Raw genomic sequence first — 14407 nt, forward strand, 5'->3', positions numbered from 1 at the left:
TAAGTTTAATTACAAAGCGGTTTGGTTAGAGATTTTAATAAGATAATTAAATTTAATAAATGAAAATCCAGTTTTGATGTCGTGACCCCGAATAGTGGTACATAAAAAAACACCTTCTGAATTTGCATACTAAGTATGCAAATTCAATGGAGGTGTTTTTTTTTGTTTGAAAACGAGAGTTCATTATCCAGAAGAAATAAAGTGGAAAGTAAAAGAGATGAAAAAAGATGTTTATTCAAATCGTAAGATTATGGAGAGACTCGGAATTGAAAAATTTCCTAAATTAAGGCATGGATGAAATAGTATCGTACCGGTCAAACGTATCGTTTTCAACAACCTGTAGGAAAACAATATGCTTATGTAAAAGAATCAAAAGAGCTAAGCGAATTGGAACAACTACGGTTAGAAAATAAACATTTAAAAACAAAATTACTTGTATGGGGAAAGTATTTGTAAATCGAAAGGGGCTGAAACCAGAAACCGTGGTTACTTTATGGATAGATTTTTTTAAAAAAATAACAGTAAAAGAATTGTGTAACATATTAGAACTACAACGTTCCACATTTTATCGCTGGTTACAGTGGACGGAACGTTTTAGAGATGAGATAGAAGAGAAAATTAAGGGCGTCTGTCTTAGGCATAAATTAAGATATTGATAGAAAGAAAGGGGTGAACAAAGAAGGGGATTTTTAGAGTTAGCGCACGCGTATCGTGTGATATCAGATGTATTTAATATGGTGTTTATTAGATTTTTTCATATTTTAAATTATGTAATCTAGATATTACTCCATTAATGAAGTTAAAACAAAAAAGTGAATGGTTATTTAAACAAATGAATAGAAATTATGAAAATTGTTTTGTAGCTATTACAAGAACTAATGAAACACTTACATTAACTTTTGCTGAAAATTATAATGGTTGGTCAAAAACACCCTCAAGATTTTTGTATGAAATGGGAGTTTTAGATTAATATCATAATTGTTTGGGCTATAATTCAATGATTAGCAACTATATGTTTGTTAAGATTAGGCACTATAAATAGTTTTTTTATTCTATAGTCATTTCTGTATATAGTGCTGTAATTTTTATTTTTTATAGAAAAGCTTATTTTAATTTGCAGTTAATAGATTGTTGCGAATAGAATATAAATAAATACTATTGCGGTGCTAATGAAAATTAAGACTGATTTTGTGGGAAGTTGTTTAGATGAGCATATCACCATAGAGTTTGGATCCCCTAATTTACTTGCAAACTTTTATTTGTAGTGCGTATATAGGTAGGATAATGTACTATAAGTTTATTTGGTATAGAAAGTTGCTTTTTAGGGTCTATATAACATAAAGCAATAATAAAATTCATTCATTAAAATATTAATATGTTGTTATAAATAATAAAGCAAGATTGATTAAAGAAGTAATTTATCAAAATTAAAATTTAAAAATCCTAATAGTAAAAAGGTAGGTACGTATTAGACATAATTAATATGAACCTACCTTTTAATTTCTAATTAGGACGACTATTACAGTAGGAATTACCCTAATGTTTCAAAATTATAAAGCTTCCACAATTAATATTTCAATTACTTTATCCAGTTTTAGCCCTAACATTTCTTCTTTATCCTTTGACATACGTTTTTCATCTTTCCATTAATTCTTCTTATCCCCTTTATATTCCAATAAATATTATACATAGTATAAAACAAAGACCAGTTTATAAATGACTAAAACGTGTAACCATATACATATGCCATATGGTATTCCTTCTATTTCATTTTCTACTAGAGGTATACCAGGATTTTATGATTCACACTATTTATTATACAAAGGTACTTTGAATTAAAGGTATAATTGTAACTGGACAATCCTATAACCGATAAATAAAGTTCATAGGAGGATAATGCAAATTAAAGGAAGGATCGATTTTAATGTCTGAAGAACATAACCAATTACAAAAGGAATTACATAAAGCGTTATTAAAAGCAGTAAAAGATGCTAAAAGTATTGGATATACTCCTCATGTTTTTAATCAGATGCTAGCAACTGAAGGTGGATACTCTGTTGCAAAAAAACTAATTCATAAAACATCTACTGGGTTTGAAAAGTTATGGGAACTAAAGCGATTAGACTTATCAACTGAGGCAGTAATATTACAAAAAGAATTTAGACCTTTGTTTACTGAAGAAGAGCAGGAAATTGCTAAAACTAGATTAAGAGAATTTGGTTATGAAGTTGATGTCTTAAATATAGATTTACCAGAATTGAAACCTAGTGGTAGAATTAGAGAATTTAATAACTATGAAGACTCATTAAAGGCAAAAGTAATTTTTGAACATATTGTTAATGGTTTAACACATAGAGAGCTTGATGAGGCAGTTCTTGGGTTGGATAAAAACAGTAGCAAAGGATTTCAATCAATGGGTATTCTCCATTTTCTTGGGATTAAGGCGAATTATAAGGGTGTTTTTGAAGGTAAAGTATTAAAAGAAGTAATAGGTATATTAACAGAGCAAGAAAAAGGCTTTGAAGAACCAATACGATTACTATCACTTTTAGATGATAGTAGTTTAATAAATACAATTAATTCTGACTTAGAAGCTGAACAAATAGAAGATGGTCATGGAATAGAAGGTAATGTGAAATATTACTATGGAAAACGTTACGAAAGAGATCCTAAGAATAGAATATTAGCGATTAAAAAGCATGGAGCGAAATGTTATGCTTGTGGATTTAGTTTTGAAGAAGTCTATGGTGAGCGTGGTAAAGATTTTATTGAGGTTCATCATATTAAACCTTTAAGCACATTAGAGAAAGCAGTTGAGATAAATCCCGAAACTGATTTAGTTCCATTATGTGCTAACTGTCATCGAATGGTACATAGAAGAAAAGATGAAGTATTAAGAATAGAAGAGTTAAAAGAAATCATTGTTAAACATAGACAATAAAATTCATCTTTTTATGAGGCATATAGAAGCTGGTCAGAATTCTTAGAAAGCGTAAAACCATGCGGAGGTCGAATTCGTCTCCAAGGCCAATTTTTGAAAGAAGGTGACAAAGCAGTAGAAGAATAGAATGAGGCTAACAAAAATTCTAATAAAGTTAGGGAGGTAGAACAAGAGAGCCAACGTTAGCTTAAGATATCGAGAAACTAAATAAAAGAAGACATCTAAATTAGTTGGATGTCTTCTTTTAAATTTTTTCATAGTTTGTTACTCGTGTAATTCAAAAATATGGTTTTGAGGTGCATTCGACTAAATTAATGCTAATGATAAGAGTAATACAAAAGTTACTGGTGTAATATTAAAAGAAAATGGCATAGCAACTTTAAAATCTATACTAAAAGAGTTACATGATACGCCAATTTTATAATAAAGATTAGTTTATTTAATTAGTTAAGCGGCTATTAAGTTTAGTATTTTATAAGAGAAGTTAAAGAAAAGATGGGAAGAAAGGTGATTCTTAGCTGATGGAACCACTGGTGAAAAAGTAAGTCCTATTTTGAATGATAAATTTGTGTCATTTCCTATTCTAAGAGCTGATTCCGGTAATTTTTACAAAAATCTAATTAATTCCCCAACAGAAAGCTACTTGAAGGTGATGAAAGATTTGGGTATAAATTTGTACTCAGCGGCACATTTAGATCCAGATTTACAAAAATCTATATTGAAGGTACGACCAGAAAATAGGCATGGATCATTTGGATAAAGTGGGAATTCTCAAGGTATCTTACATAATCGAAATGTTGGAAAAGGGGATATTTTTCTCTTCTTTGGCTGGTTTAAAGAAGTAAGAAAAATAAACGATATATAGAAATGTTGTAAGAATGCCCCCGATATTCATGCTATTTTTGGATATTTACAGGTTGATAAAGTTTTAGATATAAGAGAGAGATTCTTTAGTTGGGATATGTCAATAGTAAACTATGCATTATTCTTTATATTAGTAGCAGGATAAATCATTAATTCTGTTTATATAATTATAACAAATTTCTCTTTTCGGTGATAAATTTACCTGGTATACTACAAAGAGCGAGCGTAAAGGAGGAAGAAGTATGAAGGTAATAGATCTATTTGCTGGAGCAGGAGGCTTATCGGAAGGATTTAGACAAGCTGGGTATGATGTTGTTGCTCATGTGGAAATGGACGAGAGTGCTTCTTTTACTTTGAGAACAAGAGAAGTATATTATTATTTAAAAGAGAAAAATAAGTTAGATTTGTATAAAGATTATTTATTAGGTAAGCTATCACGTGATGAATTATATTCTCAAATACCTCAAAAAATTATAGATAAAGTAGTTAATGCGGAAATATCTGATAAAACTATAGAGGGTGTTTTTAGCAAGGTGGACACATTAATTGAGGGTGAAAAAGTAAGGGTAATTATAGGTGGCCCACCCTGTCAAGCATATTCAGTAGCGGGTCGTTCTAGGGATCCAAATAAAATGAAGAATGATCCACGTAATTATTTATATAAACAATATATAAAATTTTTAATGAGGTATCAACCAGATCATTTTGTTTTTGAAAATGTTAAAGGGATATTATCAGCTGGTCAGGGAGAAATATTTAAAGCGATTCAAACTGAGATGAATGAAGCTGGATATCAAATTGATTATAGAATATTGAACGCTAAAGATTTTGGAGTTATACAATCAAGAGCTCGTGTGATACTAATTGGCTGGAAAACAGGATTAAACTATGAGTATCCAGAATTTGAGGGAGTGGATGAGAATGCAACCATCAAAGAATTATTTATGGATTTACCAAAAATACAAGCTGGAGAAAAGTTAGTACCAGGTAACACTTATGTATGTTCTGTTGATGGGAAGTACCTAGATAGAAAACAAATAAGGGATAGTGAATGGAATGTATTGACCCAGCACATTGCACGTCCAAATAATGAGCAAGACTTACATATTTATAGATTATGTGTTGAAGCGTGGAATGATAAAAAGGTTAAACTTAAATATAATGAGTTACCCGAAAAGTTAAGAAGTCATAGTAATACTAGTTCATTTTTAGACCGTTTTAATGTTATTCCATATGATAGTATTTCAAATACAATAGTTGCTCATATATCGAAAGATGGACATTATTATATACATCCAGATATTAAACAAAATCGTTCGTTAAGTGTAAGAGAAGCCGCGAGAATTCAATCATTCCCTGATAATTACTACTTTGAAAATTCACGAACCGCAGCTTTTAGACAAATAGGAAATGCGGTTCCACCTTTAATGGCGGCATGCATAGCTGAAAAAATAAAAGAAGCCCTATAAGTTGGCTTCTTTTATTTGAGTATTTTTAAGAAATTAATGGAAATCGTGTTAAATAATCAAAAATAATGTGTATTTCTGTAATAATTTGATATTATAAAAACATAATTATATGAAAGCGAGGGTGTTAAAATGCAACTACTACCGCTAAAACCAGCCGCTAGAATGATTACTACTATTGGAAAAGATTTGATAAAAGATATTCCTGCCTCAATTGTAGAATTAGTAAAAAATTCGTATGACGCTGATGCAGAAAATGTTGAAATTATCTTTTCAAAATATCTAGAAGGGGAAGAACCTAGAATATCTATAACAATTAGAGATGATGGACATGGCATGGATTTAGATACAATAACTAAGGCCTGGCTGGTTCCTGCTACACCAAATAAATTAAATCGTAAGAGTAAGCATAAAAGTAGGTTGCTCCAAGGAAGAAAAGGTATTGGTAGATATGCTGCTGCAATATTAGGTAATTATTTGCAAATGGAGACGATACATAATAATGATAAAACCATTGTGTATGTAAATTGGGATGACTTTGAAGAATTAGAATACTTAGAAGATGTTAGAGTTGAAGTAGAGTCTATTCCCGTAGATGAACCTAATGGTACTGTTATTAAAATTATTGGTGATACTGAATATTTTAATTTATGGAATGAAAAAGAATTAAAGAAGTTGGTAAAAGAACTCAGGAAATTATTATCCCCTTTCCAAGAAGATTTAGCAAGGGATACTTTTAAAATAGAAATGAAGGTTATAGATTTCATAGAAAATTCTACAGAATTTAACAATTATAGTACTATTATAGAGCCGTTACCCATAATAGATATGTATAATTATAGACTATATGGAAAAATTGATAATCAAGGAATGGCGTATCTAAATTATGAAAATAATTCGCTAGAGGTTATGCAAGAAGAAGAAATAGATCCATTTTATATAGATTTAGGATATGAAGGTGGAAACTATTGTGGAGAAATAGATATTGACTTTAGGGTATTTGACCTTGATACTGCGAATTTAAGTTCATTACAGCAAAAATTAATCAAGACGGTAGATTTAAGCTTTACCCAAAGAGAAGTTGCAAAAGAAGTAAAAGAAATGGCCGGTGTTGGGATATACCGTGGAGGGTTTAGAATTAGACCACATGGTGATAAGGGGTTTGATTGGCTAAATCTAGATGGACGAAGAGTACAAAACCCATCATTAAGAATAGGTGTAGATCAAATCATCGGTTATATTTCTATCCAACCAGAAGAATTTTCTAAACTTGAAGAAAAGAGTGCGCGTGATGGTTTAAAAGAAAATTTATACTTTGAGGGGCTTAAAACTCAAAGTATTGAAGTTTTGAAAATATTAGAAAACAAAAGATTTGCTTTTAGAAGATCTACAGATCATTCAAAACAAAAGACGATATACCAAAAAATGGAATCTCTATTTGATTTTACAGAATTTCAGCATACAGTTACTAAAACAATAGAGAGTAAATTTGATGAAGTTGCACAGGGGAAAAATAAAAAGGAAGTTGAAGAAGAATTTTTTAAAGTATTTAATAAAAGCATTAATGCTATAAAAAAGGAAAAAGCAAAAGAATATGAAGAAATTAAACAAATAATAGCTTTATATCAAGGGCAAGCAACTTTAGGGAATATTACAACGACCATACTTCATGAAGGCAGAAAGCATACTAGTTGGTTTTCGAATTCAGTTCCACGGGTAGTGGAGTGGTTAAAAGAATATAGGTTAGAAAAAACGAATGAACTATTAGATGACTCTATTAACAGACTTGAAAGAGCAGATAAAGAAACGCAAGCTTTAATAGAGCTTTTCGATAAATTAGATCCACTAACAACGGCGAAAAAGGAAACAGTAAAAAAAATAAACCTTTCTGAAATCATTGATTATATGGAAGGGATTTTTAAAGGCTCCTTAAATGACTATAACATTAAAATTATTAAAGAATTCGAAGATAACAAAATTGTTTGGAATGGATTTGAGCAAGATTATAGGAGAGTTTTTGCGAATCTTTTTGAAAATAGCATATATTGGCTGAAGCGAGATACTAAAAATGTTAACAGATATATAAAAGTTCTTGCAGAATATAGCGATAATAATCTGATAATTGATATTATTGATAATGGCCCTGGAATAAAAAAAGAACATATTGAGAATAACATAATTTTCACACCAGGATTTAGTGCCAAAGAGTCTGGAACAGGTCTGGGTTTAGCAATTTCAGGAGAATCTATAAGAAGAAATGAAGGGAAATTAAAAGCACTTTATTCTACAAATGGTGCACATTTAAGAATTGAACTTGGAGGGAAAGCAATTGAATGATGCAATAAGTAATCAACAATTAGGTACTATTGAGAGTGAATATACTACTAATAATATAAATCTATTAATTATTGAAGATGATGATGGACAGATTGAACAAATTCAAGATGCAGTTAGAGATTTTAATAGAAAAGAGGGAGAGGCTGAAAATATTAAAATAGATTTAAGAATAGTTAAAACATATAATGACGCAGTACTAACGCTTTTAAAAGAGAATTTTGATGCAGCAATTATTGATTTAAAGCTAAGTTCTACTACAGATAAGGATGAGGGCGTGGATTTAATTGATATTATTATTGATAAATTAAGATTTCCAATTTTTGTTCGTTCAGGATTTCCTGAAAAAGTTGAAAGTATAAATGCTGAACATTATTTTGTTAAGGTTTTCAAAAAAACTGATAAATTGGATGATATTGTTGCTGAAATTGTTAAATTTTACAAAAAAGGAATTACTTCAACTATTGGAACAAAAGGGAAAGTTGAAAAATATTTAAATAAAATTTTTTGGGAAAGGCTTTCAAAGAATATTAGTTTTTGGGATAAGGATTTATTAGATAATAATAGGCATGAGGTATCTTTAGTTAGGTATTGTTTAACGTTATTGCAAGAACATCTAGAAATTGCGGAAAATGGTGATGGTTTTTTAGATTATCATCCATTTGAAGTGTTTATCAAACCACCGATAAAAAACAATCCCTTCTTTGGTGATGTTTTATTTGATAGCAATAACAATTACTATATAATTTTGTCGCCATCATGTGATATGGCACAAGAAAAGTATGAAAAAGTAACTTTAGTTGAAATAGAGTTACTAGCAGAAATAAAAGCTTTTACAGAACGTCAACAAAATTTTTATAAAGAAAAAAATAAAGGAAAAGACAAAGTTGAAAAAGCTAAGAAACAAGTGCTCGCTTTTTTAACTAATAATCATAGTGCTAAATATCATTTTTTACCGAGTTATCAAGAGTTTTCAGGTGGATTGATAAACTTTCAGAAAGTACATTCCAAAACAAAAGAGGAGTTAGCTGAAATGACTAGATTTGCTTCAGTTTCAGGGAAATTTTCAAAAGATATAAGTGCTAGATTTTCAAATTATTTTGCAAGACAGGGACAACCTAATTTAGATATAGATGTATTATTAAAAAGCGTTCTAGATTTGAATCAGGATAAATAATAATAAATTAAGTATTTAGGAATTGTACAATAATTAATGCTTTCATTAAAAAAAGACAGTTGCTTTCAAAATGGGCAATTGTCTTTTTGGTAGATATCTTATCAATCTTAAAAAAAGGTATACTTAGTCTTTTGATGGAAATAAAACTTAATTATTTGAGCGAAATATTAATAATGTTAAAAAATCCAATGTCGCAATAAAATACGGTAGTTATATTTGGGAATTTAATATACTGTACTCTGGACTATGCTTTAGAAATAAGCCTTAAAAGTAAACTTCCAATATGATAAGGTGGAAGTTTATTTAAATTAAGTGTTTTAATTTCAGTGTTTGAAGTGTTTGAAAGTTTCGGATCATTTCCGTTTTCGCGCTTAATATTATTAAACAATTAATCAAGTTCTAAATTAATGAGTATAGTATGGTTTTTTCTTTTTTTATTCTTGATATTCGCCTTAGGAGAAAATCGATTGCTACCTCAAAGTAATCAGCAATACAGCGAAATTTAGTGTAATCAGGTTGATGTTCGTTACTTTCATACATCCTAATTTTGCTTTTTTTGTAAATTACGAATTATTTGTCCAAAGGATTTCAATAGCCGTAGGAAAATGTTTAAATCCCATACTGAGTATTTGGTTGTAAGTTAATAAAAGACTTTCGTGAATTTTTAATAGGATATTTCACTTCAATATAGTTGAATATTACACACTTAAATCAGGTATTTCCCTGTTTTATCTAGGAAGATATATCTATAGAAATCCTTTAGAAAAAACGATGAAAATTATTTAGCTAAATCTTAATGCTATTCACAGAAATTATTTCACGTTAATATAAAAGTATGGAGATTTTGTGGTTTTATTGGATGACTTGATTATAAATCGTAAGAAAAATTCAGAGTACAAAGGCTGAATTAAGGAAGCTTTGAATGGAAGGCAGAATACAAACGTTGGAGTACTTAAGTAGCAGTTTTAGTTTTTATTAAGTATAGTAAAACTGCCCATTGATACCGGTTACAATGAACTAGAATTAGATACAGGCCAAAAGATGATTGAATTGAAGCAGCGGCAATAAACATTGATAAAATATCAAGAATGTCTACAAAGGGAAAATTATGAACTAATTATGGGTTAAACTTCTTCCAAATTTCACATATATATATTATTTTAAATAACCTTTATAGCAAAAATATTAATTTTAAAGAAACGTTAGAAGGATTATTTTAAAGTTATTTTATAATTCAGTTTGTGGAGATGACTTTTTAATTAACCATAATTAAATGGACAATATGCTGCGTTTATTCTATTTAATTAAGGGAAATAAACGGGTAGTAAAACTATATTTATTAATAAACTTTTATTGCTAAAAAAGTCATTTCTATGTGCCAGTCATGATACTATTATTTCCTTAAAGTCGATTTGTTTATTAAATATTTATCTAGATTATAAAAGAATTAAGGCAGTAAAATGAAAGTTAGTAAAAGTATTATTGTAAAAAGGAAAGGGATTAAATGAATAATATTCAATTTATAAAACGTTCAAATCAAGAAAATCTAGTCATTTTTATACATGGATTTCAAGGAGGAATAGAGACTTGGAGATATAATGAAAAGTCTTTTTTCCCGGAATTATTATTACAGGATGATTACGTGAAACAGCATTATGATATTGCCTGTTTTTCATATTATAGTAAATTTATTCGACCGTATAGTATGGAATGGTTAAAGAATATACTTGACAAAATATTATGTTCGGAAAGTTCGATAACTAGGAAGAATTTAGATATAGAAAGTATATCAGATCTATTGCACACAGTAATAGAAATTGAATGTGGCTCTTATCAAAGGATTGTTTTTATTGCACATAGTATGGGAGGTTTAGTTGCAAAAACATATATTTTAAAAATTCTAGAAGATGAAAAGATTAATAAAGTAGATCTTTTAATCTCATTAGCAGTACCACACCAAGGTACAGGTCTAGCAGGAGCAGGAAAGATTTTATTTGGAGCAAACAGACAGCTTAAAGATTTAGCTCCTTTAAGTTCGTTAGTAGATAAGACAACTAAGAAATGGGTTCGTTATAGGGAGCATTTGCCCAGAGTTGAATATTTTTATGGTAAGCATGATATGGTGGTAAATGAAAATAGTGCGATTGGAATTGAAACTAAAAAAACATTGGGTTCTTTTTTTGATGCTGATCATACTTCGATAGCAAAACCAGATTCTATAAATAGTTTAATATACAAGGCCGTTATTAAATTATTAAAAAATTGTCTAAAAGAGAGTTTAGTTATAATGGATGTAAAATTAAAGGCGGAAAAATTCAATAATGAAAATTTAACCAAAAAAGATGTTTTGCAAAAAATTTCCTTTATTCATAAGTTGGAAAAGATTTCGGTAAGATTTCAGGAGGAGTTTCATGAGAATTTTATAGGGAATATAGATTTACCTTTAGGATTAACACAGGTAAATGAATGGAAAAATATAAATCAACTGGCACCCAATTCAAATGAAGTGTTTTTAAAAGATATTCAAATATCCAGTGAAGCACTAGTCGATTTAGAGCATGTACAATTAAATTTAATAACATTACGTACCTGGGTACTTGAAAAAAAATATGAATTTATAGACTTAGCCTCACAAATAGATATGGAAATATACCAACAAGTTATAAAATTATTTAAAACTATAGATAGAGGTTTTGAAGAAGTTCTTAGTAGTAATAATTGGTTTCTTTATATTCCATCAAACCAATCAAAAATCAATAATATTGAGCATCTAAAGCGAAGAGAAGGAGAGGTTGATAGTATTAGATTAAATAAATTAATATGGGAAATACATTTTCTTTTCATTAATGTTTGGGATTCAATCATACCTGAATTTATTGAGATTATTATTAATCAATTGCATAAATATGAAGAAAAAAAGTTTTGATGAGTAAAAAGTATCTATTTTTTTGTTGGATTTTCTTCTTAATTTTTAAGGAGAGTGTATAGAAGGTTTAGCAAGGCAGGTATTGTTAATACAGCAGGGATAATGGCACTATGTTTCTAATCAGGAGTATTAAGAATCACAAATTGTAACATTAGAAAGTAAGAAGGAAAAGAATCATTCAGAAACATAAAGAGACAGATAATAAATATTTAAAATACACGAATTATTTTATACATAATAAAAATTAGGAAAGAAAATTCTCTAATTAATGCATCTAGAAGTGTTTGGCTACTTAGCTAAGCTCTTTTTTATAATGAAAATTAATCGGAGCAATTAGTAAGTAAATATGATGTTTTTTTAGTAATTATCCTTATTTTTAAGAATGATATCATCAAGATAGATTATTCTTCGTATAAACAAATTGATAAAATGATGTTTATTATTAATCGGGAAGAACAGTATCATAGAAATAAAGAATTACTTAATTATATTCAATATTTTCCTCGGTCAAAATTTCTTCTGATGTCATTATTTAATTCTTTCATTAAGTATTTTTTGTTGGCTCTTCAAAACACTTGAAAAGGCGATAGCGGAATGATACCTTCTTGCAACGTTGAAAGATCTTGATGTAGAAGAGCATCGAATGTATCTATATGAGTGCGTTATGAGTAATTTTATGGGAATAAAAAAAGAATGGCGAACAGTAAATCTTGAATGTGACCATATATCCTTAAACACGTGAGAGAATTTTGTGTTTAAGCTACAGCTTTTTTCTTAAATTCTACATCGTAAGTGACTCTAATTTTGCCCATAGAAAAATCCAATTATAATAAATTAATATGTTCTCTATTTCTTGTCTACTATAAAGGGATTATACCATAAAAGTATACTTCATTTTTTGTACAATTATGGTATGATTTTCACGTACATGAATTCCAAGGAGTGATTTGTAATGGGGATTGTATTGAAGGTTATTCCAAATTAAATACGGAACATCCATGAAGTACATGAGCTATGTATCAATCGTTATCCCTTTTCAAATAAGCTATTAAATATGTTGATTAGCTAGCTGGATAACGAGGATTTGAAAAAGTGAATGTAATTAATAATGAGGTGATAAAATGCTAGTAGTGTTAGATGCCAACGTAATTAAAAAGAACTTTATGCTTACTTCTATTGATTTTAATAATTTAATTGATTATCTTATTAAAACTCAATCTAAATTGATAATACCTCAAATCGTTTGGGAAGAAATACAAAATTTATTTAAGAAAGATTTAGAACAACGATATGAGGATTACAAAAATGGTGTTTTAAAATTAAACGTATTGTTAATGGATCCGGTTGAAAATAATACAGAAATAAATGTGGATAAAAAAACGGCGGATTACATGGACTACATAAAAGATAGATTAAGCTTAAAAGATGAGGGTATTGTTAAGTATAAACAAGAATATCTTCCTGAAGTAGTAAACAGAGCAATTCATAGAATAAAACCATGCTCCCCTAAAGGAGAAGAGTTCAGAGATACATTACTTTGGCTTACTGTTCTAGATATTGCTAAAGAAAATTCAGATGAACAATTAGTTTTAATTTCGCATAATACGAAAGAATTTGCAGCTGATAACAATAAAGAGGTACTCCATCCAGATTTAGAGAGGGAAGTAAACGATTTAGACCTAGATGTGCAATATTACAACTCATTAGGGCAATTTATTCAAAGGCATGCTACCAAAATTAAATTTGTAGATGAAACGTGGATAAAAGACCAAATTAACATTGACGAAGTAAATGATAATTTTCTACATATATTAAATGAAAATGAAGAAGACTCGCTAATGAGATACGCTGAAAATAGATTTGATAACTGTACGGGTTACATTAATGTTTGTGGAGCCTTTTTAGATATTGAGGACTTTTTTGTATATGAAAAAAGTGATGGCAGCCTTTATTTAGAGTTAATACTATCAGGAGAAATTGAGGTTGAAGTTGAGATTGAAGAAGAAATAGAAAAAGAAAGAGAAAAATATGAATATGAGTATGTTTATGATTCATATACACATGAATTTACAGTTGAAAGGGTACCGAAATATGAGGTTGAAGCAGAAGTATTAGCAAGGTGTGCATATATATATCCTGATTACGAATTGAAATTAGGTGCAGTAATTAATAATAAGAAATTAGAAAAATATACAATTAAAGAGTTTGGGAGACTTTAATAAATTAGGTTAAAATAAATAACACTCAAACGGTTGACTTTACAATGTTAGGGAACCTTTAATAGTAGTTTAAGTGTTTTTAATTGGAGCATTGAGGGATATGAGCTGTTTAATAGAGCTAATTTGAAAATTACGCTAATACAGATAATCTTTTTATTAGTTTTTTTAGAGTAGAAGACCAAAGTATTGATATAAAAAGAATTTACAATAAAAGAAATAGCTTATCGCATACTAAGTGGTACTGCAGGAGTAAGTAATTATTCTACAAATGGATTTTTCTTTAATGAGTATTTAATAACAATCTCAATGGAAATTATTACTATTGGAAATATATCATCTCAAAGAAAAGGAGATAGTAATTCGCAAAAAAATGAGAGTGTAGCAGGGAGTAATGAGATAAAATTTAGAAAAGATGTACTTGAAGGAAAACGCACATTTAAAACCCAGGATAAAAATGTAACGAAGAGGAAAGTAAAGTTT

General features: G+C 29.0%; 6 protein-coding genes and 2 pseudogenes. All 8 read left to right on the top strand.

The genetic code is table 11. The annotated features are described in order from the left end of the window. Positions 1-166 precede the first annotated feature (166 nt). Positions 167-653, top strand: a pseudogene (locus MHB52_RS29960) (IS3-like element ISBt2 family transposase); the annotation flags it as partial. Positions 654-1924: 1271 nt separating this feature from the next. After that, complete coding sequence (locus tag MHB52_RS29965) at positions 1925-2941, top strand: HNH endonuclease (protein WP_061664702.1); 1017 nt, start codon at positions 1925-1927, stop codon at positions 2939-2941. Between the two features lie 529 nt (positions 2942-3470). Then, a pseudogene (locus tag MHB52_RS29970) lies at positions 3471-3806 on the top strand (Nmad3 family putative nucleotide modification protein); the annotation flags it as partial. 241 nt (positions 3807-4047) lie between these two features. Then, positions 4048-5274, top strand: coding sequence for a DNA cytosine methyltransferase (locus MHB52_RS29975; protein WP_061664704.1), 1227 nt, complete (start codon positions 4048-4050; stop codon positions 5272-5274). A gap of 129 nt (positions 5275-5403) precedes the next feature. Next, positions 5404-7608, top strand: coding sequence for a sensor histidine kinase (locus tag MHB52_RS29980; RefSeq protein WP_061664705.1), 2205 nt, complete (start codon positions 5404-5406; stop codon positions 7606-7608). Next, positions 7601-8782, top strand: a complete 1182-nt coding sequence (locus MHB52_RS29985; RefSeq protein WP_061664707.1) for a hypothetical protein — start codon at positions 7601-7603, stop codon at positions 8780-8782. Before MHB52_RS29980 ends, MHB52_RS29985 begins: the two co-directional genes overlap by 8 nt. Before the next feature lie 1504 nt (positions 8783-10286). Further along, on the top strand, positions 10287-11708 hold the full coding sequence (locus MHB52_RS29990; protein WP_061664709.1) for an esterase/lipase family protein: 1422 nt from the start codon (positions 10287-10289) through the stop codon (positions 11706-11708). Positions 11709-12829: 1121 nt separating this feature from the next. Beyond that, positions 12830-13927 carry a PIN domain-containing protein gene (locus MHB52_RS29995; RefSeq protein WP_061663534.1) on the top strand — a complete coding sequence of 366 codons (1098 nt, stop codon included), beginning with the start codon at positions 12830-12832 and terminating at the stop codon, positions 13925-13927. The last annotated feature ends 480 nt before the right edge of the window (positions 13928-14407 follow it).

Origin of the sequence: Bacillus sp. FSL K6-0073 (assembly GCF_038006085.1) — a bacterium.
Lineage (GTDB): Bacteria > Bacillota > Bacilli > Bacillales > Bacillaceae_G > Bacillus_A > Bacillus_A cereus.

Coding starts and splice junctions, on each gene's coding strand:
- MHB52_RS29965 (WP_061664702.1), top strand. CDS start 1,925: ATGTCTGAAGAACATAACCAATTACAAAAGGAATTACATAAAGCGTTA.
- MHB52_RS29990 (WP_061664709.1), top strand. CDS start 10,287: ATGAATAATATTCAATTTATAAAACGTTCAAATCAAGAAAATCTAGTC.
- MHB52_RS29980 (WP_061664705.1), top strand. CDS start 5,404: ATGCAACTACTACCGCTAAAACCAGCCGCTAGAATGATTACTACTATT.
- MHB52_RS29975 (WP_061664704.1), top strand. CDS start 4,048: ATGAAGGTAATAGATCTATTTGCTGGAGCAGGAGGCTTATCGGAAGGA.
- MHB52_RS29995 (WP_061663534.1), top strand. CDS start 12,830: ATGCTAGTAGTGTTAGATGCCAACGTAATTAAAAAGAACTTTATGCTT.